This window comes from Streptomyces sp. NBC_01808 (assembly GCF_035917395.1).
Lineage (GTDB): Bacteria > Actinomycetota > Actinomycetes > Streptomycetales > Streptomycetaceae > Streptomyces.
Genome location: NZ_CP109072.1, coordinates 6,393,378 through 6,414,217, shown reverse-complemented (window position 1 = coordinate 6,414,217; position 20,840 = coordinate 6,393,378). Strand labels below are relative to the sequence as shown.

General features: G+C 74.4%; 16 protein-coding genes. 3 read left to right on the top strand and 13 right to left on the bottom strand.

All coding sequences use genetic code 11. The features are described 5' to 3' along the window. Positions 1-84 precede the first annotated feature (84 nt). Together OG946_RS28430 and OG946_RS28425 are read right to left on the bottom strand one after the other, a co-directional pair. Positions 85-1,182 carry a DUF4190 domain-containing protein gene (locus tag OG946_RS28430; RefSeq protein ID WP_326798817.1) on the bottom strand — a complete coding sequence of 366 codons (1,098 nt, stop codon included), beginning with the start codon at positions 1,180-1,182 and terminating at the stop codon, positions 85-87. A 4-nt stretch (positions 1,183-1,186) separates the two neighbouring features. After that, a complete protein-coding gene (locus OG946_RS28425) occupies positions 1,187-1,636 on the bottom strand; it encodes a DUF4190 domain-containing protein (protein ID WP_326798816.1) in 450 nt (149 codons plus the stop codon). A gap of 100 nt (positions 1,637-1,736) precedes the next feature. On the opposite strand from OG946_RS28425, the gene OG946_RS28420 reads away from it, so the two are divergent. Together OG946_RS28420 and OG946_RS28415 are read left to right on the top strand one after the other, a co-directional pair. After that, on the top strand, positions 1,737-2,804 hold the full coding sequence (locus OG946_RS28420) for an adenosine deaminase (protein ID WP_326798815.1): 1,068 nt from the start codon (positions 1,737-1,739) through the stop codon (positions 2,802-2,804). Next, a complete protein-coding gene (locus OG946_RS28415) occupies positions 2,747-3,496 on the top strand; it encodes a glycerophosphodiester phosphodiesterase (protein ID WP_326800388.1) in 750 nt (249 codons plus the stop codon). Before OG946_RS28420 ends, OG946_RS28415 begins: the two co-directional genes overlap by 58 nt. 147 nt (positions 3,497-3,643) lie before the next feature. On the opposite strand, the gene OG946_RS28410 is transcribed toward OG946_RS28415, so the two are convergent. Beyond that, complete coding sequence (locus OG946_RS28410; protein ID WP_326798814.1) at positions 3,644-5,257, bottom strand: MFS transporter; 1,614 nt, start codon at positions 5,255-5,257, stop codon at positions 3,644-3,646. A gap of 36 nt (positions 5,258-5,293) precedes the next feature. Further along, on the bottom strand, positions 5,294-5,845 hold the full coding sequence (locus tag OG946_RS28405; RefSeq protein ID WP_326798813.1) for an NAD(P)H-dependent oxidoreductase: 552 nt from the start codon (positions 5,843-5,845) through the stop codon (positions 5,294-5,296). A gap of 150 nt (positions 5,846-5,995) precedes the next feature. On the opposite strand from OG946_RS28405, the gene OG946_RS28400 reads away from it, so the two are divergent. Continuing rightward, complete coding sequence (locus OG946_RS28400) at positions 5,996-9,403, top strand: AfsR/SARP family transcriptional regulator (RefSeq protein WP_326798812.1); 3,408 nt, start codon at positions 5,996-5,998, stop codon at positions 9,401-9,403. Positions 9,404-9,456: 53 nt separating this feature from the next. On the opposite strand, the gene OG946_RS28395 is transcribed toward OG946_RS28400, so the two are convergent. The 9 genes from OG946_RS28395 to OG946_RS28355 all read right to left on the bottom strand — a co-directional run bounded on the left by OG946_RS28395 (position 9,457) and on the right by OG946_RS28355 (position 20,781). Beyond that, a complete protein-coding gene (locus OG946_RS28395) occupies positions 9,457-10,683 on the bottom strand; it encodes a saccharopine dehydrogenase family protein (protein WP_326798811.1) in 1,227 nt (408 codons plus the stop codon). Between the two features lie 20 nt (positions 10,684-10,703). Next, a complete protein-coding gene (locus tag OG946_RS28390) occupies positions 10,704-12,170 on the bottom strand; it encodes an NAD(P)/FAD-dependent oxidoreductase (RefSeq protein ID WP_326798810.1) in 1,467 nt (488 codons plus the stop codon). After that, positions 12,167-12,958 carry an ABC transporter permease gene (locus OG946_RS28385; RefSeq protein ID WP_326798809.1) on the bottom strand — a complete coding sequence of 264 codons (792 nt, stop codon included), beginning with the start codon at positions 12,956-12,958 and terminating at the stop codon, positions 12,167-12,169. The genes OG946_RS28390 and OG946_RS28385 overlap by 4 nt, the downstream gene beginning before the upstream one ends. After that, positions 12,958-13,878, bottom strand: coding sequence for an ABC transporter permease (locus OG946_RS28380; protein WP_326798808.1), 921 nt, complete (start codon positions 13,876-13,878; stop codon positions 12,958-12,960). Before OG946_RS28380 ends, OG946_RS28385 begins: the two co-directional genes overlap by 1 nt. Then, positions 13,875-15,050: an ABC transporter ATP-binding protein gene (locus OG946_RS28375; protein WP_326798807.1), complete on the bottom strand. Its 1,176-nt coding sequence runs from the start codon at positions 15,048-15,050 to the stop codon at positions 13,875-13,877. The genes OG946_RS28380 and OG946_RS28375 overlap by 4 nt, the downstream gene beginning before the upstream one ends. Beyond that, on the bottom strand, positions 15,047-16,297 hold the full coding sequence (locus OG946_RS28370; RefSeq protein WP_326798806.1) for a polyamine ABC transporter substrate-binding protein: 1,251 nt from the start codon (positions 16,295-16,297) through the stop codon (positions 15,047-15,049). The genes OG946_RS28375 and OG946_RS28370 overlap by 4 nt, the downstream gene beginning before the upstream one ends. 115 nt (positions 16,298-16,412) lie before the next feature. Then, on the bottom strand, positions 16,413-17,927 hold the full coding sequence (locus tag OG946_RS28365) for a gamma-aminobutyraldehyde dehydrogenase (protein ID WP_326798805.1): 1,515 nt from the start codon (positions 17,925-17,927) through the stop codon (positions 16,413-16,415). A gap of 106 nt (positions 17,928-18,033) precedes the next feature. Beyond that, a complete protein-coding gene (locus tag OG946_RS28360; RefSeq protein WP_326798804.1) occupies positions 18,034-19,164 on the bottom strand; it encodes a hypothetical protein in 1,131 nt (376 codons plus the stop codon). 186 nt (positions 19,165-19,350) lie between these two features. Next, entirely contained in the window at positions 19,351-20,781 is a 1,431-nt protein-coding gene (locus OG946_RS28355) for a gamma-aminobutyraldehyde dehydrogenase (protein WP_326798803.1), read from the bottom strand. Positions 20,782-20,840: the final 59 nt, after the last annotated feature.

The following is a 20,840-nucleotide window of genomic DNA, read 5'->3' as shown; positions in this document are numbered from 1 at the left end:
GGCTTTACGGAAATGACCGAGTGGCGTGGACCACCATGCTCAGCAGGGGCGCACGCCGGAGCGCGCGGAGGTGCGCGGCGTGCGTCAGGCGGGCTGTTCGTCGGTGCGGCCGTCGAGGTCCTTCCACCAGTACGCGTACTCGTAGGGCCCGCCCGGCGAGACCTCGAACTCGACCTCGCCCGTCCCGTCGTCGAGCACGAAGCGGTACATGGCCACCGCGACGCGGTCGTCGGCGAGGGTCAGCGGCAGCCCGTGGCCGCTCTCCTGCTCCAGGTTCCCGTCGTCGGAGCCGATGGGGTACGCGCTCACCTCACTGCTCGCCAGTGTCACCAGCTCGCCGGTGAGGTTCTCGACCCGTACCCACACGTCCAGGTAGCCGCCCCGGGTCGGCTCCGCGTGAAGGGTCACCTCCAGGCCGTCGTCGTAGGCAATGGTCTCGCCGGACTCGACCGCGCTGTCCGTCTCGGGCGAGACGGGGGCGAAGAAGTCGACCGCGAGGACGACGAGCAGGATGCTCATGCCGATACCGACGACCGCCGCCACACCGCCGAGCCAGATGCCCGACAGCCCTGACCCCCTGTTGCGCGCCTCGCCCCGCCGCACCCGGCGGAGGGTGACGATGCCGAACCCGACGGCGAGGCCGCCGAGGATGACGGCGAGGGGGCTGAGGAGGACGGTGAAGGAGAGCACGGCGCCGATGACGCCGAGGATCACCGCCGCGGTCCCCGAGCCGTTGCGCGGCCCGGCGGGCGGCACCCAGGCGTAGGGGCCGGGGAGGTAGGGCTTCGGGCCGTACGGACCGGGGTCGGGACCCGGCTGCGGCCGCTGCCAGCCGGGCGCGAGGGGCACGGGCGGACCGCCGTCGGGTGAGGGCAGCAGATCGGTGCCGGGGGCCGCCGGGAGGTCCTTCCGCCCGCCGGACGCGGGGTCCGCGGGGCCGGCGACCGGAACCTCCGTCACCCCCGCATCCCGGCCCCCCTCCGCACTCTGGTCGGCACCCGCACCGTCGTCGGCGGGCCCGTCCGCGCCCGCGGCCGCGCGCGTATCCGCGTCCCCGCCCGCCTCCGCGTCGGCCCCGGCCCCCGCCCCGGCGGGCACCCCGGCGGGATCCCCCGCCTCCCGGCTCTCCTCCACGCGGAGCGCACCTCGCCCCGCCGCGTCGTCCCGCCGGTCCGTTTCCATGGGCTCAACTGTACGAGCCGCCCGTAACCCCTCGGACCGGCTCACCCCGCGCCGCCGCCGGCCAGGACAGCGTCCCCGACCGGTCCACCATGACCTGCACGCGGTCACCGTCCCGCCGGTCCGCGGGCTTCTCCTCCTCGTCGTCCCCGGAGAAGATCACGCCCGTCAGCGTCAGCACGATGACCGCCGCCGCGACCGCGAACGCCACCGCGCCCGTCGCGATGCCGATGACCGCGTTGCGCCCGGCGACCGCCCCGTCGCGCCGCGCGCGGCTGCGCGCGACCAGGCCGAGCACCAGCGCCGCAGGACCCAGCAGCACCGAGAGGACGATGCCGTAGACCGTGGGCAGGAGCGTGACGCCGACGATGCCGCACACCATCGCCTTCGTGCCCAGACCTGCCGGTCCCTGTCGCGCCCCGGCCGCGGCCGGGGCGGGTGGACTGCTCGCCGCCATGTGCGCTCCCTCCGCTGCCCTCGCGCCCCGCGCGCACGCGCGTTCGCACATGCTACGGAGCCGGGGCGGCGCCGTCAGTCCGTTGGCCTACGATGATGCGATGGCCGATCTCGACTCCTTCATCGCCGGTCTGCCCAAGGCCGAGCTCCATGTCCACCACGTGGGCTCCGCGTCGCCGCGCATCGTCGCCGAACTCGCGGCGCGGCACCCGGACTCCGCGGTGCCCGCGGACGCCGCCGCGCTCGCCGAGTTCTTCTCCTTCCGCGACTTCGCCCACTTCATCGAGATCTACCTGTCCGTCGTGGACCTCGTCCGCGACCCCGAAGACGTGCACCTGCTGACGTACGAGATCGCCCGCGACATGGCCCGCCAGCAGATCCGGTACGCGGAGCTGACCGTCACGCCGTACAGCTCCACGAGCCGCGGCATCCCCGACCGCGCCTTCCTCGACGCTCTGGAGGACGCCCGGCGCAGGGCCGAGACCGAGCTGGGCGTCGTGCTGCGCTGGTGCTTCGACATCCCGGGCGAGGCGGGGCTCGCGGCGGCCGAGGAGACCGCGCGGATCGCGATAGACGTGGGCTGCGAGGGGCTCGTGGCCTTCGGCCTGGGCGGCCCCGAGATCGGCGTGCCGCGCGGGCAGTTCAAGCCGTACTTCGACCGGGCCATAGCGGCCGGGCTGCGCAGCGTCCCGCACGCGGGCGAGACGACCGGGCCGCAGACGGTCTGGGACGCGGTCACGGAGCTGCGCGCCGAGCGCATCGGGCACGGCACGAGCGCGGCGCAGGATCCGAAGCTGCTGGCGCACCTCGCGGAGGCGGGGATCGCGCTGGAGGTATGCCCGACGTCCAACATCGCGACGAAGGCGGTGGCTTCGCTGGACGAGCACCCGCTGCGGCAGATCGTGGACGCGGGCGTGACGGTGGCACTGGGCAGCGACGACCCGCCGATGTTCGGTACGGACCTGAACACGGAGTACGGGGTGGCGGCTCGTCTCCTCGGCCTCGACGAGGCGGGGACGGCGGCGCTGGCGAAGAACTCGGTCACGGCGTCGTTCATGGACCCGGTCGCGAAGGCGGCGCTGACCGCGGAGATCGACGCGTACCTCGCCGCCTGGCCCGCGACCGCCGCCGGCGGCGCTCCCGGGGCCGCGACCCCTACCGCCCCGTGACGGGCGCCGCCCCCGCCGTGCTGGCGGTCGCCCACCGCGGCGATCCGTACGTCGTCCGCGAGAACACCCTCGGCTCGCTGCGCTCCGCGGTGGCCGCGGGCGCGGACGCGGTGGAGTTCGACGTCCGGCTGACGTGGGACGGCGTGCCGGTGCTGCTGCACGACCGCACGCTGCAGCGGCTGTGGGGGCAGGAGGTGAACCTGGCCTCGCTGACGTACGCCGAGGTCGAGGAGCGCTCCGAGGGCGGCATCCCGACGCTGCGCGAGGCGCTGAAGGTCATGGCGGACAGCCCGGGCGTCCGGTCGTTCATCGACCTGCCGGACCCGGGGGCGGCCGGACACGTCGTCGCCGAGGTGCTGGAGTCCGACGCGGCGGCGCGTACGTACTACTGCGGCGGCACCGCGGCCCTGCTCACCATCCGCGCCGCGGACCCCGACGCCGAGATAGCGCTGACGTGCTCCTCGCCCGTCCCGTACCGCGCGGGCCTGCTGCGGCGCCTGCGCCCGCAGTGGCTCAACTACCGCTTCGGCCTCCTCGACGAGGCGACGGTCCGCGAGGACCACGACGCGGGCTACAAGGTGTCGTGCTGGACGGTCGACTGGCCGCGCAACTGGCGCCGGCTGACGGCCATGGGCGTCGACGCCATCACCAGCAACCGCATCGCGGGGCTCCGCCGCCACCTGGGCCCCTGAGGGCGGCTCAAGGACAGGCGCTGCAACGGCGGGTGCGGCAACGACCGGCGCCGTAACGGCGGGTGCCGCGTGGCGGGGGCTCGACTCCCCCGCCACGCGGCTCTCTTCCGCTCCCGTGCGCCGGCTGTCCAGGACGGCGTACGGGCCTCAGCGGCCGGCTTCCGCCGGAACCGGGGTCTCGTCCCGCGCGGGCGGGGGTCCGGGGGCGGCTTCCGGCTCCGGCTGCGGTGCGCCCGAGGCGGGCACGCGGCGGAGCAGGGTCGCCGACAGGACCGCCGCCGCGACCGCCAGGCCCGCGGCGAGCGCCGCCGCCACGTTGAGCCCGCTCGCGAACGCCTCCCTGGCCGGCGCCAGCACCGCGTCGCCCAGCGCCGCCGGGAGGTTCTCCGCCGCGCTCAGCGCGCCCGGCAGGGTGTCGCGGGCGGCGGCGTCCGCACCGTCGGGGACGCCGGCGGGGACCGCGTCCGTCATGTCGCCCCGGTAGACGGCCGTGCCGACGCTTCCCAGCAGGGCGATGCCGAGGGCCACGCCGAGGTCGCTGGCCGTGCTGTTGACCGCGGACGCGGCGCCCGCCTTCTCCGGCGGGGCGGAGCCGATGACCAGGTTGGTGGCCAGCGCCATCACCGGCGCGATGCCCGGGTAGAGCAGGTAGAAGCCGGTGATCAGCAGCGGCAGCCCGCCCACGCTGTCGACCTGGGTGAGCACCACGTACCCCGCCGCCGACAGCAGGCTGCCTGCCGCCACGACGTACCCCGGCCGCACCCTGCGGGCGATCACCGGCGACAGCATCGAGACGATCACCAGCAGCACCGCCGCCGGGAGGATCCACAGCCCCGCCTCCAGCGGCGTCAGCCCCTCGACGAGCTGCAGGTACTGCGTGAAGAGCAGGTACACGCCGCCGAGCGCGACCGCGCTGAGGAGGAAGACGGCCAGCGAGCCGCTGAAGGTGCGGTTGCCGAACAGCCGCATGTCCAGCAGGGGGTCGGTCAGCCGTAGCTGCCGCCGGACGAACACGGTGGACAGCACGACGCCGAGGACGAGGGCGACGATCGCCTTGGCGTTCACGCCGTGCGCGGCCATCTCCTTCACCCCGTAGACGATGGGCAGGATGGTGACCACCGACAGCGCCACGCTCGGCAGGTCGAGCCGCCCCGGCTGCGGCGCCCGGTACTCGGGCACCAGGAACGGCGCCGCGAGCAGCACGAGGCCCATCACCGGCGCGCCCGCCAGCAGGGCGGCCCCCCACCAGAAGTTCTCCAGCAGCAGCCCGCCGACCAGCGGGCCGACGGCCACGCCGACGGACACGGACGCCGCCCACAGGCCGATGGCGGTGGCACGCTGCTTGGCGTCCTGGAACATGTTGCTGATCAGCGACAGCGTCGACGGCATCACCGCCGCGGCGCCCAGGCCCATCACGGCGCGCGCCCCGATCAGCGCCTCCGCACTCGGCGCGAACGCGGCCGCCGCGGACGCCGCGCCGAACGCCACGGCGCCGAAGAGGAGGATGCGGCGGCGGCCGATGCGGTCACCGAGGGTGCCCATGGCGACGAGCAGGCCGGCCATCATGAAGCCGTAGATGTCGTTGATCCACAGCAGTTGGCCGCTGCTGGGTTCGAGATCGGCGGCGATGTCGGGGGTGGCGAGGAAGAGCACGGTCATCGTGACGAACAGCAGGATCGTCGGCGCGAGCAGCACCGCGAGGCCGAGCCACTGCCTGGGGCCGGCGCGCAGCGCGGGGGCCTCCGGGGCGATTGCGGACATGATTCTTCTCGTTTCGGGGTTTGGGGACGGCAGGGATCAGAAGGGATATGGGGTGCGGGCGCGGGCGGTGCGCAAGGCGCGGGCCCACCAGATGAGTTCGTCGAGCGCGTGGTCGGGGCAGTCCGTCTCGTGGACGGTCAGCGCGTGCGCCTCGGCGAGGTCGGCGCGCAGGGTGCGCAGCGCACGTGCGGTTTCCTCTCCCGCGCGTACGTGCAGCGCCACCGGCCGCGCCTTGAACGCCTCGGCGCACCACACCAGCGCGCGCTGCAGCGGCCCGGCGGAGTGCCGCTCTGCGGGGTACTGGCCTGCGGGGTACTGCCGGGCCGCGGCCGGGGCCACGACGACGAACCCGTCGGCCGCGTCCAGCCACGGCCGCAGCTCCCGTACGGCGGGCGGCTCCGGCGCGTCGCCGGGCAGCACGCCGGGGCACGGCTCCGGCAGACAGGCGGCCGCGAGGTCGATGAGGTCGACCTCCAGCCGGGCCCGCCGGCCCGCGAGCCCCGCGAGCCACCGGGCCTCGGCGCCCGCCGCCCGGCCGGGTCCGAGGCCGCCGAGGACGGTCAGCCGCAGCGTGACGTCCGTATTCATCCGGGGCCTCCTCCCACTCGCCGGCGACGACGTGGACCACGGTCGGGCAGAGCGCTCCAGGTCTCCTTCCGATCCGCTTCAGGTCCGCTGCGGGTACGGCCCCGGCCTGCGGCGACGGGCGCTGTCAGTGCGCTGGGTTACCGTGAACGCATGCGCTTCGGGGTGCTCGGTCCGCTGGCGGTGTGGACGGCCGGCGGCCAGGCGGTCCGCGTACCGGAGGTGAAGGTCCGCAGCCTCCTGGCCGACCTGCTGATCCACGCCGGCCGCGCCGTGCCCGCCGACCGGCTCGTGGACGACCTGTGGGGCGGCAGCCCGCCGGCGAACCCTGCGGGGGCGCTGCAGACCCGCGTCTCCCAACTGCGCCGCGCGCTGGAGGACGCCGAGCCCGGCGCCCGCGCGCTCGTCGTCTCCCGCCCGCCCGGCTATCTGCTGGACGTCGACCCCGAGGCCACCGACACCGGCCGCTTCGCCGCCCTGACCGCCGCCGCCCGCCGCGCCGAAGGACCCCGGGCGCGCGCGGCCCTGCTCGCGGACGCGCTCGCGCTGTGGCGGGGCGAGGTGCTGGCGGACTTCGCCGACGAGGAGTTCGCGCGCGCGGAGATCGCCCGGCTCGACGAGCTGCGGCTGACGGCCCTCGAAGAGCAGGCGGAGGCCCGGCTCGAACTCGGCGAGCACGCGCTCCTCGCCGACGAGCTGGGCGACCTCGTCGCCCGCCACCCGCTGCGCGAGCGGCTGCGCGCCGCGCAGTTGCGCGCGCTGTACCGCGCGGGGCGGCAGAGCGAGGCGCTGGCGAGCTACGGCCGGCTGCGCACGCAGCTCGCGGAGGACCTGGGCCTGGACCCGGGCCCGGAGCTGGTCGCACTGCACCAGTCGATCCTGGAGCAGGACGCGGCGCTCGGCCCGCCGGAGCGGGAGGAGACGGCGGTACGGGGCAACCTGCCCGCGCCGCACGGCGACTTGATCGGCCGCGACGAGTCGGTGGCGGCGGTCCGGGCGCTGCTGGCCACGGGCCGGCTGGTGACCCTGACGGGCCCCGGCGGGGTGGGCAAGACCCGGCTGGCGCTGGAGACGGCCCGGGGGCTGCCGGGGTCGTTCCCTGACGGCGTGTGGCTGGTGGAGCTGTCGGCGCTGGCACCGCCCCGGCCGGAAGCGGCGCCGGAGGACGTCGCCCCCGACGCCGACACGGCGGCGGAGGTCGTGGCCGCGGCGCTGGGCGTACGGGACGAGACCGCCGGCGGCGGCCTGCTGACCGGCGCGGGCGGCACGCCCCCCGCGGAGCGGCTGGCCGAGGCGCTGCGGACGAAGCGGGCGCTGCTGGTCCTCGACAACTGCGAGCACGTCGTGGACGCGGTCGCCGCTCTCTGCGCCCGGCTGCTCGCGGCGGCACCGGGCGTGCACGTGCTGGCGACGGGCCAGGAGCCGCTGGGCGTCGGCGGCGAACACCTGTGGCCGGTGGCGCCGTTGGACGTACCACCGCCGGGGACCGGAGCCCCCGTCGCAGCCCCGGCCGACGCGGACGGCGCAGTACATCCGGCCGCGGCGATCCCGCCCGCCGCGAGCGGCACCACGCACCAGGCCGCCGCTCCCGCCCCCACCCCCGACCTGGCCGCGCTCCGCACCTCCGGGGCCGTGCGGCTCTTCGCCGCGCGGGCGGCCGCCGCCGCCCCCGGCTTCGCCGTCGACGCGGGGAACGCCGCCGCCGTCGCGACCGTCTGCCGCCGGCTCGACGGCATCCCCCTCGCCCTGGAGCTGGCCGCCACCCGCGTACGGGCCCTCGGCGTACACGAGTTGGCCGCCCGGCTCGACGACCGGTTCCGGCTGCTGTCCGCGGGACCGCGCGACGCGCCCGCCCGGCAGCGCACCCTGCGGGCGATGCTCGACTGGAGCTGGGAGCTGCTGACCGCCCCCGAGCAGGCCGTGCTCCGCCGCCTCTCCCTGCACGCGGACGGCTGCACGCTGCGCGCCGCCGAGGCGGTCTGCGCGGGCGACGGCATCGCCGAGGACGACGTGCTCGGCCTCCTCGCCCGCCTCGTCGACCGCTCCCTGGTCATGACCACGCCGGGCGACGGCGTGGCCCCCGCGCGCTACCACCTGCTGGAGTCCGTCGCCGCCTACGGCCACGAACAGCTCTGCGAGGCCGGCGAGTTCACCTCCGTACGCCACCGCCACGCCGCGTACTACGTCTCCCTCGCCGCCGAGGCCGAGCCCCAGTTGCGCGGACCCGCCCAGCGCCAGTGGCTGCTGCGCCTCGACGCCGAGTCCGCCAACATGCGGGCGGCGCTGGAGGACGCGGTGCGTACCGGCGCCGCGGCCACGGCGCTCGGCCTGGCCCGCGACCTGGCGTGGTACTGGGTGCTACGCGGCCGCCTCGGCGAGGGCCGCCGCTTCCTCACCACGGCCCTGACCACGCCCCCGACGGCCGACGCGGCACATCCCGCGGCCGACGCGGAACGGGAACGCGCGGCCCGTACCACCGCCCTCACCTGGCGCGCCGCCATGACCCTCCGCCTCGGCGAGACCCTCACCCCCGACGCCCTGCCCGCCGTCCGCCCGGCACCGCCCGCCGCCCTCCCCGAACTGGCCGCCGGCGCCCGCGCCGACGCCTTCCTCGGCCTCACCCGGCTCGGCCTCGGCCCGCTGCCCGGCGGCGGCGACCCGCTGGCCCGCGCCGAGGAGGTCTTCCGCGCGCTCGGCGACCAGTGGGGCACCGCCGCGGTGTCCAGCACCATCGCAAGGCAGGCGGTGCTCCGCGGCGACCTGCCGGCGCTCGCGGAGTACGGGGAGCGCAGCATGGCGCTCTTCGCCGGACTCGGCGACCGCTGGGGCCAGTTGCACGCGACGTACGCCCTCGGCACGTACGCGGAGATCACCGGCGACTACGCGCAGGCCGCCCGGCTGCACCGCGAGGGCCTGCGGATGGCCGAGGACCTGGGGCTGTGGTCGGAGGTGTCGGACAAGCTGTCGATGCTGGGCCGCGTCGCGCTGCTCACGGGGGACGTCGCGCAGGCCGACGACCTGCACGGCCGGGCCGCGCGGCTGGCCGCGGAGCAGGGGTACGTGGTGGGCGAGGAGTTCGCGGGCATCGGCCTGGCGCTGGGCGCCCGCCGGCAGGGGCGGCTGGCGGAGGCGGAGGCGCATCTGCGGCGCTGGCTGGACTGGGACCGGAAGATCGAGTCGGACGTGGGCACGGCGCTGATCCTCGCCGAGCTGGGCTTCGTCGCGGAGCTGGCGGGCGACCCGGAGCAGGCCCGCGCCCACCACCGCGAGGGCCTGGCCTCCGCCCGCCCCACCGGCGACCCCCGCGCCCTCGCCCTCGCGCTGGAGGGCCTGGCCGGTGCGGAGTCCCTGGCCGGCAACGCCACCGCGGCCGCCCGCCTCCTCGGCAAGGCCGAAGCCCTCCGCGCCGCCGCGGGCGCCCCCCTCCCCGAAGCCGAACGCATCGACACCGACCGCATCACGGCCCGCCTCCGCGCGGAACTGGGCCCGGCGGACCTGGCAGCGGAGCTGGCGAAGGGCAGGGCCGCCGGGTGGGAAGACGTGCCGACCGGCGAGGCGTGAGCGGACGAGCCGCCGCACGGACCGGGGCCGGCACCGCCTAGGACGTCCCCGGGTCAGCCGCCTTCGCGTACGGACCAGGGGGAGCCGTAGGCCGTGAGGAGGTCCAGGAAGGGACGGGGCGGGAGGGCTTCCGGGCCCAGGACTCCCGCGGCGGTCCACTGGGCGGTGGCGAGGAGTTCCAGGGCTATCACCGGGTTGATGCCCGTCTGCCAGACGACCGCCTGGACGCCGTCGAGGGCCATCGTCTCCTCGTTGTCCGCCACGTGGTAGAGGTACACCTCCCGCGGCCCGCCGGCCTTCGTGCCGCGGACCCACGTCCCCGCGCACGTCTTGCCGCGCATCCGGTCGCCCAGGGTCGCCGGGTCCGGGAGGCACGCGGCGACCACGTCGCGCGGCGAGACCTGCGCGTCGCCGACCGCGACCGGGGCGGTGCGGTCCAGGCCCAGCTTGTGCAGGGTCTTGAGGACGTCGATGAACTCCTCCCCCAGCCCGTACTTGAAGGTGACCCGCTTCGCGTCTATCCAGCGCGGCACGAGGAGCACCTCCTCGTGCTCGACGTTGACGCACTCCACCGGCCCGATGCCCGCCGGGAAGTCGAAGACCTCCGGTTCGCTGAAGGGTTCGGTGGTGTGCCAGCCGCGGCCGGCGTCCCAGATGACGGGCGGGTTGAGGCACTCCTCGATCGTCGTCCAGATGGAGAACGACGGCGCGAAGTCGTAGCCGTCCACGGTGAGGTTCGCGCCGTCGCGTACGCCGATCTCCTCGACGGTGTCGAAGAGTTCGTCGGCGGCGTAGCGCGCGAAGACGTCGGAGAGGCCCGGTTCTACGCCCATGCCGACGAGGGCGAGGCGTCCCGAGGTGGCCCAGCGGTCGGCGGCGGCGAACTGCTCGTCGCCGAGCTTCACGCCGCACTCCTCGTACGGGCGGACGGGGTGCGGGCGGGACAGGGACATCGCCATGTCGACATAGGTGGCGGCGGTGTCGTACGCGGCCTCGAAGAGCGGCATGACGAAGCGCGGGTCGGTGGCGTTCAGGAGCGCGTCGCAGCGGTGGGTACGCAGCAGGCCGGCCACCGCCGTACGGTCCCCGGCGTCCACCCGGGCCGCGGTGAACCGGGCGCCGGAAGGCCCCGGGTGGGCGGCCCGTACGTAGGCGACCGCGGCCTCCGCCCGGCCGAGGTCGTAGTCCGCGACGACCATCGCCTCGAAGAAGTCGCGGCGCGCCGCGATCCGGGTGATCGCCGTGCCGACGCCGCCCGCGCCCACCAGCAAGATGCGCATCTGCCCACTCCCTGCGTCCGTCAGCTGTCGAAGCCCATACCCATGCGGTCCAGCGCCCTGAGCCACAGGTTCCGCCGCCCGCCGCCCGCGTCGGCCCGCGCCAGCGACCACCGCGTCAGCCCGATGCCCGCCCACGCCAGCGGCTCCGGCGGGAACGGCAGCGGCTTGCTGCGCACCATCCGCAGCTCCGTGCGCTCCGTGCGCTCCCCCGCGAGCAGGTCGAGCATCACCTCGGCGCCGAAGCGGCTGGCGCCGACGCCGAGTCCGGTGTAGCCGGCGGCGTACGCGACGCGGCCGGCGTGGGCCGTGCCGAAGAAGGCGGCGAAGCGGGAGCAGGTGTCGATGGCGCCGCCCCAGCGGTGGGTGAAGCGGACGTCCGCGAGCTGCGGGAAGCAGCGGTGGAAGTGGCGGGCGAGCTTCAGATGGGTCTCGGGACGCTGGTCGTACTCGGCGCGCACCGCGCCGCCGAAGTGGTGCACGGCGTCGTAGCCGCCCCACAGGATGCGGTGGTCGGCGGTGATGCGGAAGTAGTGGAACTGGTTGGCGCCGTCGGCGAGCCCCTGGCGGCGCTGCCAGCGCACGGCGTCGCGCTGCGCGGCGGACAGCGGCTCGGTCATGAGCGCGTAGTCGTAGACGGGGGTGAGGTAGGGGCGGATCCGGCGGACCAGGTTCGGGAAGGCGTTGGTGCCGAGCGCGACGTGCGGCGCGCGCACCCGCCCGTACGGGGTACGCACCTCCATCGCGCCTCCGCGCCCCCGCCCGCCCGGGCCTCCCGCGGAGCGGAACGCCCCGCCCCCGCCGCCTCCTCCGCCGGCGGAGGCGAGGGCGAGACCCGGGGTGTGTTCGTAGATCCGTACGCCCGCCTCCAGGCACGCCCGCTTGAGGCCCCAGGCCAGCCGCGCCGGGTGGACCATGGCGACGCCGTCGCGGTCCCAGAGCCCGCCGAGGAACGTCGGCGAGTCGACCTCGGCGCGGACCGCGTCCCGGTCCATCAGCAGCAGCCCCTCGCCGAGCCCGCGGCGCGTCGCCTCCTCGGCGAACTCGCTCAGCTCGTCGAGCTGGTACGGCTCGGTGGCCACCGTGATCTCGCCGGTGCGCCGGAAGTCGCAGTCGATGCCGTACCGGTCGACGGCCGCGCCGATCGCGTCCAGGTTCTCCGCGCCCAGCCTCTCCAGCGTGCCGATCTCCTCGGGCCAGCGCTCCAGGCCGTTGCCGAGGCCGTGGGTGAGCGACGCGGCGCAGAAGCCGCCGTTGCGGCCGGAGGCGGCCCAGCCGCACTCGGCGGCCTCGATGAGGACGACGTCACGGCCGGGTCCGCGCTCCTTGGCCAGCAGCGCCGTCCACAGGCCGCTGTAGCCGCCGCCGACGACGAGCAGGTCGGCCTCCTCGGCGCCGGCGAGCGCGGGCAGCGCCGCGGGCCGTTCCGGGTCGTCGAGCCAGTACGGCCGCGGGGCGGCGGACGCCAGGGAACGTGCGGGGTCCGTCATGCCCGTGACCTCCGCCGCGCCCCGACGACCTGCCCGGCCACCACCAGCGCCAGCGCGGCCACGAACATCGCCGTGCCGATGACGTTCACCTGCACCGGGATGCCGCGCTGCGACGCGCCCCAGACGTACATCGGGAAGGTGACGGTGGAGGGTCCCGCGTTGAACTGCGTGATGATGAAGTCGTCCAGCGAGATCGCGAAGCTCAGCATCGCCCCGGCCGCGATCCCCGGCGCCGCCAGCGGCAGCGTGACCCGCAGAAAGGTCTGCAGCGGCCCCGCGTACAGGTCCCGGGCGGCCTCCTCCAGCTTCGGGTCCATGCTCGCCACCCGCGCCTTGACCGCGACGACGACGAAGCTGAGGCAGAACATGATGTGCGCGATGAGGATCGTCGTCACACCGAACTCGACCCGCATGTTGAGGAACAGGGTGCCCAGCGAGGCGGCCATGACGACCTCGGGCATCGCCATCGGCAGGAAGATCAGCGAGTTGCCCGCGGCCCGGCCGCGGAAGCGGTGCCGGGCGAGCGCGAAGGCCGCGAGGGTGCCGATGACGGTGGCGGCGACGGTCGCGGCCAGCGCGATCCGCAGGCTGAGGCCGACGGAGTCGCACATGCCGGCGACGCCGCAGGGGTCGGTCCAGGCGTCGGTGGAGAAGGACTGCCAGGCGTAGTTGTAGCGGCCCGCGGGGTCGTTGAAGGAGAAGACCAGCACGACGACGTTGGGCAGCAGCAGGTAGACCAGCGCGAGGGTGCCGGCGATGACGACGAGGTGGCGGCGGATCCAGCGCATCAGACCAGCTCCTCGGTGCCGGCCCGGCGGATGTAGACGGTCACCATGATCAGGATGGCGGCCATCAGCAGGAACGACATCGCCGCGGCGGTCGGGTAGTCGAGCACGTTGAGGAACTGCTTCTGGATGGCGTTGCCGACCATCTGCTCCTTCGGCGAGCCGAGGAGCTGGGCGTTGATGTAGTCGCCGGAGGCGGGGATGAACGTCAGCAGAGTGCCCGCGACGACGCCGGGCATCGACAGCGGGAAGGTGACCCGGCGGAAGACGGTCAGCGGCCGGGCGTAGAGGTCCTGCGCGGCCTCGTGCAGGCCCGGGTCGATGCGCTCCAGCGAGGTGTACAGCGGCAGGATCATGAACGGCAGGAAGTTGTACGTCAGTCCGCACACGACCGCCAGCGGGGTGGCGAGCAGCCGGTCGTCGGTGGTCAGGCCGAGGGTCGCGGTGACGTCGAGGACGTGCAGGGTGTCCAGGGCGCCCACCAGCGGGCCGTTGTCGGACAGGATCGTCTTCCAGGCCAGCGTCCGGATGAGGAAGCTGGTGAAGAAGGGGGCGATGACGAGGACCAGGAGCACGCCCCGCCAGCGCCCGGCACGGAAGGCGATCATGTACGCGAGCGGGTAGCCGATGGCGAGGCACAGGACGGTGGCCACGGCGGCGTAGCCGAAGGAGCGGGCGAAGTGCTCGGCGTACTGGTCGAGCGCGTCGGTGTAGTTGGCCCACCGCCAGGTGACCTCGAAGCCCTCCTCGAAGGAGCCGGACTGCACGGAGGTCGACGCCTGGTAGACCAGCGGTGCGGCGAAGAAGACCAGCAGCCACAGCGCGGCGGGCAGCAGCAGCCAGTACGGGGTGAACCGGCGGCGCGGGGGCGGGGGTTCGGCCGCGTCGGGCTTCGCCTCCGGCGGGGCGGCGAGCGCCGTCACAGGGCCTCCTCGCCCGTACCCGCGTCGCCCACTGTCCCGGCGAGCAGGGACTGATCCCCGTCGAGCCCGAAGGTATGCGCCGGGTTCCAGTGCAGGACCACCTCCGCGCCCGGGACGAGCCCGGGGTCGCGCTCGACGTTCTGCACGAACACCGACAGCTCGGGGCAGACGGGGCTGTCGACGACGTACTGGGTGGCGGCGCCGGTGAAGGAGGCGTCGACGACGGTGCCGGGTATCCGGTTGCGGCCGTCGGGGACGGTGTCCATGGCGGCGTCGCGGTGGGTGAGGGAGATCTTCTCCGGCCGCATCCCGGCGAGCACCCGCGTGCCCACGGCGGTGGACCGGGCGCGGCACCGGGCCGCGGGAAGCGCCAGCTTGACGTCGCCGGCGGCGGACAGCAGCAGGTCCGCGCCGGCGGTGCCGGCTATCTCGGTGGCGATCAGGTTGGACTGGCCGAGGAAGTTGGCGACGAAGGAGCTGGCGGGGTCCTCGTACAGCTCGACGGGCGCACCGAGCTGCTCGACCCGGCCCGCGTTCATCACGGCGATGGTGTCGGCCATGGTCATGGCCTCCTCCTGGTCGTGCGTGACGTGCACGAACGTGATGCCGACCTCCGTCTGGATGCGCTTGAGCTCCAACTGCATCTGCCGGCGCAGCTTCAGGTCGAGCGCGCCCAGCGGCTCGTCGAGCAGCAGCACCTCGGGCCGGTTGACGACCGCGCGGGCCAGCGCCACGCGCTGCTGCTGCCCGCCGGAGAGCTGGTGCGGCTTGCGGCGCGCAAGGTGGCCCAGCTCGACCAGCTCCAGCGTCTGCTGCACGTCCTTCGCCACCGACCGGATGCCGCGGCGGCGCAGCCCGAAGGCGACGTTGTCGCGGACGTCGAGGTGGGGGAAGAGGGCGTAGCTCTGGAAGACGGTGTTGACCTTGCGCCGGTGCGGCGGCAGGGCGGTCACGTCCTCGTCGCCGAGGCGTACGGTGCCGGTGGTGGGCCGCTCCAGGCCGGCGATCATCCGCAGCGTGGTGGTCTTGCCGCAGCCCGAGGCGCCGAGGAGGGCGAAGAACGAGCCCCGGGGGACGGTGAGGTCCAGGGGGTGCACGGCGGTGACGTCGCCGAACTTCTTGCTGATCCCGGCGAGCGTGACGCCCGCCCGCTGCTCCGTCACCGCGCTCACGCCCCGATCACCTTGGACCACTTGTCCTGGTACGCGGTCTCCTTGTCGTCGTTCATCGACATGAAGACCTGGCCTTTGTCGATCATCTGCCGGTCGGGGAAGATCAGCGGGTAGTCGGCGAGCGAGGCGTCGATCTTCTTCATCTCGGCGCGGGCGCCGACGACGGGGCAGATGTAGTTGACCCAGGCCGCCAGCTCGGCGGCGACGTCGGGCCGGTAGTAGTAGTCGATCAGCTTCTCGGCGTTGGTCTTGTGCCGGGCTCTCGCGGGGACGAGCAGGTCGTCGGTGGCGTAGAGATAGCCCTTCTCCGGGATCACGAACTCGATGTCGTCGGTGTCCAGCTGGAGCTGCACGATGTCGCCCGCCCACGCCAGGCAGGCCGCGATGTCGCCCTTGACCAGCTCCTCGGTGTAGTCGTTGCCGGTGAAGCGGCGGAGCTGGTCGCCGTCCACGGCCTTCTGGACCCGGGCGAGGGCGGCGTCGAAGTCGTCGTCGGTGAACTTCGTCGGCGACTTGCCCATGTCGATGAGCGTCATGCCGATGGTGTCCTGCATCTCCGTGAGCAGCGACACCTTGCCCTTGAGGCTTTCGTCCTCCATCAACTGCGCGACGGAGGAGACCTCGCGGCCCCCGGTGGCCTTCTTGTTGTACGCGACGACCGTGGCCAGCCCCGCCCACGGCATGGTGAACTGCCGCCCCGGGTCGTGCGCGGCGTTGCGGAAGCGCGGTTCGAGGTTGACGTTGGCGTGCGGCAGGTTGCGCGGGTCCAGGCGCTGCGCCCAGCCGTGCCGGATGAGCCGGCCCGCCATGAAGTCCGACAGGCACACCAGGTCGCGGCCGGTGTCCTGGCCGGCGGCGAGCTGCGGCTTGATGCGGCCGAAGAACTCGACGTTGTCGTTGACGTCCTCGGTGTACTTCACGCGGATGCCGCTGCGCTCCTGGAAGCGCTCCAGGGTGGGCCGGACGTTCTCGTTCTCGTCGTCGACGTCGATGTACAGCGGCCAGTTGGAGAAGGCCAGCTCCTTCTCCTGCTTCGAGTAGTCCTTGGCGGCGGCGGCTTCGCCGTCCGGGCCGCCGCTGTCGGCCGCCGGGATGCCGCACCCGGCGAGCGCCGGCAGCGCCGCGGCCCCGGCCAGCGCGCCGCCCGCGGCGAGCAGCCGGCGCCGGGACACGGCGGCCCGGCCGCTGGTCAGGCTGCGCTCCCAGGCCCTCGCTATGGGTTCGGGGAGTGAGGCGAACGGATCCATGGAGGTCGGCCTTCCTCGGGGACGGGCCAGTGGGCTGCGGGGCGCGTGGTACGGGGTGCGCGGTGCCGGGGCCGGGCGAGCGGTGCGCGGCGGGCGTACGCGGGCGCCGGGCGGCTCAGGGGGTGAACACGGTGCGGTGCCACTCCTTGCGCGCGGTCCCGGTGATGTCCTGCATCACGTGCTTGATCTGGGTGTACTCCTCGAAGGAGTACACGGACATGTCCTTGCCGAAGCCGGAGGCCTGGTAACCCCCGTGCGGCATCTCGCTGATGATCGGGATGTGGTCGTTGAGCCACACGCAGCCGGCCCGGATCTCCCGGGCGGCGCGCGCGGTGCGGTAGACGTCGCGGCTCCAGGCGGAGGCGGCGAGTCCGTAGGGGGTGTCGTTGGCGAGCGCGATGCCCTCGTCGTCGGCGTCGAAGGGCAGCACGGTCAGCACGGGCCCGAAGACCTCGCTCTGCACGATCTCGCTGTCCTGCGCGGCGCCGGTGACGAGGGTGGGTGCGTAGTACGCGCCCTTGAGGTCCGGCGCCCGGCCGCCGGTGACGACGCGGGCGCCGGCGGCGCGGGCCCGGTCGACGAAGGCGGCGACGCGGTCGCGCTGGGCGTACGAGACGAGGGGGCCGAGGTCGGTCGCGGGGTCGAAGGGGTCGCCGAGCCGGACCCGGGCCATCAGCGCGGCGACGCCGTCGACGAAGGCGTCGTACAGCGGGCGCTGGACGTACGCGCGGGTGGCGGCGGTGCAGTCCTGGCCGGTGTTGATGAGCGCCCCGGCGACGGCGCCGTGCACGGCAGCTTCCAGGTCGGCGTCGTCGAAGACGACGAACGGGGCCTTCCCGCCCAGCTCCAGATGGAGCCGCTTGACGCCGGCCCCCGCGGCGGCGGCGAGGGCCGCGACGCGGCGGCCGACGGCGGTGGAGCCGGTGAACGAGGTCATCGCCACGTCCGGGTGCGCGACGAGGTGTTCGCCGGCGTCGGGCCCGGCGCCGCAGACGACGTTGACGACGCCGGCGGGGATCCCGGCGTCGGCGGTGGCCTCGGCGAACATCAGCGAGGTCAGCGGCGTCAGCTCGCTGGGCTTCAGCACGATGGCGTTCCCGGCGGCGACGGCCGGCAGCACCTTCCAGGCGGCCATCTGCAGCGGGTAGTTCCACGGCGCGATGGAGCCGACGACGCCGACGGGCTCGCGGCGGACCGACGAGGTGTGATCGGCGCTGTACTCCCCGGCGGCCCTGCCCTCCGGCAGCCGGGCGGCGCCGGCGAAGAACGCGGCGTTGTCGACGGTGCCGGGGACGTCGAACTCCGTGCTGAGCCGGATCGGCTTGCCGCACTGCAGCGACTCGGCGTACGCGAACTCCTCTGCCCGCTCCGCCAGCAGCCCCGCGAGCCGGTGCAGCGCGTCGGAGCGCTCGCCGGGGGTCGCGGCGCCCCAGCCGGGCTGCGCCGCCGCGGCCGCGGCCACGGCGGCGTCGACGTCCGCGGGCCCGGCGAGTTCGTACCGCAGGACCTCCGCGCCGGTGGCCGGGTCCGTGACGGTCTGCGCCTGTCCTGACGTGCCGGGGACCAGGCGGCCGGCGACGAACTGCGCGCCGGGGGCGAAGCGTGCCGCCGCTTCGAGGCGAGGGGCCATCGAACCACTCCGGATGTCGTTTCGGCCGGGGTTGATGGCTGATCATGACAGGAGGTGCTATATCCGGCAAGGGATTCCGTCGTCTTCATTTGGAGAGGCGACGGAATCAGTCTTCCCAGGTGCCCTCGGTCACCATCGTCCAGTCCAGACAGCGGCGCTGGAAGTCCGCCTCCTCGCCGAGCCGTACGAGCTGCTCCATCCCGTACGCGCGCACCGGCCGCGCCATCCGCACCGGCCGCTCCCCCGCCCCGGCCGCCGCCCGGCCGCCGCCCGCCCGTTCCCGTACGGCGAGGACGCCCTGGCGCTGGAGCGCGCGGAAGACGGCGGGCAGCGCGTCCGGCGGCAGCCGCTCGTCGGCGCAGACCTCGGTGGCGTCCGGAAGACGAATCGTTCCTGGAAAGACGCTGCAGCGCGCCCACAGCAACTGCTCGGCGGGGGTGAGCAGCCGGTGGGTCCAGCGCAGCGAGGCCCGCAGCGAGCGCTGCCTGGCCGGCCAGCGGGGCTCCTCGACGGCCAGGTCGAGGCAGCCCGCGGGGCGGGAGATGCGCTCCAGCAGCAGGTCGGGGCAGTGCCGGGCGAGCTGGGAGGCGGCGATCCTGGCCGCCAGCGGCAGGCCCTCCAGCAGGGCGCAGGTGGCGCGCAGGGCCTCGCGGTCGGCGTCGTCGTCGAGCATGGTGTGCGGCGCCAGGCTCTCCAGCAGCGTCACGGAGTCGGCGGGCGCCAGCGGCTCGAGCCGCAGGGTCGCCCCGCGCGGCCAGGGACGCCGCCGCGCCCCGGCGCCGGCCCCGGCTCCCGCTCCGGCGGCCGGGGCGCCGACGGCTCCGGCGCCCGCGCCGGCCGGGGACGCCGTGCCCGGGCCGCCGCCCAGCGGCACCCGGCTCGTGGCCACCACCCGCAGCCCCGTCCGCTGCCGCAGCAGCGCCTCCATTCCTTCGGCCACCGCCCCGGCGACATGCTCGCAGGTGTCCACGAGCAGCACCGCGGCCCGCCGCCCGCTGTCCGGCAGCCGCCGCGCCGCCTCCGCCAGCCGCCGGTGCACCGCGGCCGGCTCGCGCACCGGCGCCATGTCGACGCGCAGCACCTCGGGGGCGGAACGCCCGCGGCCGAGACGGCCGATCGCCTCGGCCGCGAGCGCGCTCTTGCCGACCCCGCCGGGGCCGGTCACCGTCACCAGCCGCGTGTCACGTAAGAGTTCCCTGAGGCGTGCGGTGTCCGCCCGGCGCCCGATCAGCGTCATGTGCCGTGCCCATCGTCGTCCAGGCTGGTCTGCTGTGTCGTCGCAGTCCGCGGAGTCCTCGCCGCTCCGCGGAGATCAGCCTGCCCCGAGGAGAGGCCGCAGACATCGGTAGCCCGCGCGGATCGGTATACGTATCCGCGCGGGCCGGGCCCGCGGCCTACCTAGGTAGGTGCGCGGGAGCTGCGCTCAGAGCGCGGTCATCACGTGCTTGACGCGGGTGTAGTCGTCGAAGCCGTACGACGAGAGGTCCTTGCCGTAGCCGGACTTCTTGAAGCCGCCGTGCGGCATCTCGGCGACCAGCGGGATGTGGGTGTTGATCCACACGCAGCCGAAGTCCAGCGCCTTCGACAGCCGCATCGCGCGGCCGTGGTCCTTGGTCCACACCGAGGAGGCCAGCGCGTACTGCACGCCGTTGGCGTAGGCGAGGGCCTGGTCCTCGTCGGTGAAGGACTGCACGGTGATGACGGGGCCGAAGACCTCGTTCTGGATGATCTCGTCGTCCTGCCGGAGCCCGGAGACGACGGTCGCGGCGTAGTAGTAGCCCTTGTCGCCGATCCGCCGGCCGCCGGCCTCGACGCGCGCGTGCGCCGGGAGCCGGTCGACGAAGCCGGCGACGCGCTCCAGTTGGGCGGCGTTGTTCAGCGGGCCGTAGAGCGCGTCCGCCTCGCCATGGCCGGTCTTGGTCTCGGCGGCGGCCTTGGCGAGGGCGGAGACGAACTCGTCGTGGACGGACTCGTGGACGAGCACGCGGGTGGCGGCGGTGCAGTCCTGGCCGGCGTTGAAGTAGCCCGCCACGGCGATGTCCTCGACGGCCTTGGGGAGGTCGGCGTCGTCGAAGACGATGACCGGCGCCTTGCCGCCCAGTTCCAGGTGCACCCGCTTGAGGTCCTTGGCCGCGCTGCCCGCGACCTCCATGCCGGCCCGGACCGAGCCGGTGATGGAGGCCATCGCGGGCACGGGGTGCTCGACCATCAGCCGGCCGGTGTCGCGGTCGCCGCAGACGACGTTGAAGACGCCCTTGGGCAGGATGCCGCCCATGATCTCGGCGAGCAGCACGGTGGCGGCGGGGGTGGTGTCGGAGGGCTTGAGGACCACCGCGTTGCCCGCGGCCAGCGCGGGGGCGAACTTCCAGATCGCCATCATCACGGGGTAGTTCCAGGGGGTGACCTGGGCGCAGACGCCGATCGGCTCACGCCGTACGTACGAGGTGAGGCCGTCCATGTACTCGCCGGCCGACCTGCCCTCCAGCATCCGGGCCGCACCGGCGAAGAACCGGATCTGGTCCAGCATCATCGGCAGCTCCTCCGCGCGGGTGAGCTCCAGCGGCTTGCCGGTGTCCTTGCACTCGGTCTCCAGCAGCTCGTCCGCCCGCGCCTCCAGGGCGTCGGCGATCTTCAGCAGCGCCAGTTGCCTGGCCCCGGGGGTGGCGTCCCGCCAGCCGGGGAAGGCCGCCGCCGCGGCCTGCATGGCGGCGTCGACGTCGGCGGCGCCGGACAGGGGCGCGGTCGCGTAGACCTCCTCGGTGGCCGGGTCGACGACGTCCATGGTCCGGCCATCGGCGGCGTCCCGGAATTCTCCGTTGATGTAGTTGCGCAGACGGCGCGGTTCGCTGGTCACTGCGACCCTCCAGTAGTCGGTCCGCTGATGCGCCCCACCATAACGGCGGGAGAATTGCC

Excerpts from the sequence above, each read along its gene's own strand:
- OG946_RS28405 (WP_326798813.1), bottom strand. The coding sequence starts at position 5,845 with ATGAATACGGACGTCACGCTGCGGCTGACCGTCCTCGGCGGCCTCGGA.
- OG946_RS28400 (WP_326798812.1), top strand. The coding sequence starts at position 5,996 with ATGCGCTTCGGGGTGCTCGGTCCGCTGGCGGTGTGGACGGCCGGCGGC.
- OG946_RS28365 (WP_326798805.1), bottom strand. The coding sequence starts at position 17,927 with ATGGCCCCTCGCCTCGAAGCGGCGGCACGCTTCGCCCCCGGCGCGCAG.
- OG946_RS28395 (WP_326798811.1), bottom strand. The coding sequence starts at position 10,683 with ATGCGCATCTTGCTGGTGGGCGCGGGCGGCGTCGGCACGGCGATCACC.
- OG946_RS28430 (WP_326798817.1), bottom strand. The coding sequence starts at position 1,182 with ATGGAAACGGACCGGCGGGACGACGCGGCGGGGCGAGGTGCGCTCCGC.
- OG946_RS28425 (WP_326798816.1), bottom strand. The coding sequence starts at position 1,636 with ATGGCGGCGAGCAGTCCACCCGCCCCGGCCGCGGCCGGGGCGCGACAG.
- OG946_RS28420 (WP_326798815.1), top strand. The coding sequence starts at position 1,737 with ATGGCCGATCTCGACTCCTTCATCGCCGGTCTGCCCAAGGCCGAGCTC.
- OG946_RS28370 (WP_326798806.1), bottom strand. The coding sequence starts at position 16,297 with ATGGATCCGTTCGCCTCACTCCCCGAACCCATAGCGAGGGCCTGGGAG.
- OG946_RS28410 (WP_326798814.1), bottom strand. The coding sequence starts at position 5,257 with ATGTCCGCAATCGCCCCGGAGGCCCCCGCGCTGCGCGCCGGCCCCAGG.
- OG946_RS28360 (WP_326798804.1), bottom strand. The coding sequence starts at position 19,164 with ATGACGCTGATCGGGCGCCGGGCGGACACCGCACGCCTCAGGGAACTC.
- OG946_RS28390 (WP_326798810.1), bottom strand. The coding sequence starts at position 12,170 with ATGACGGACCCCGCACGTTCCCTGGCGTCCGCCGCCCCGCGGCCGTAC.
- OG946_RS28385 (WP_326798809.1), bottom strand. The coding sequence starts at position 12,958 with ATGCGCTGGATCCGCCGCCACCTCGTCGTCATCGCCGGCACCCTCGCG.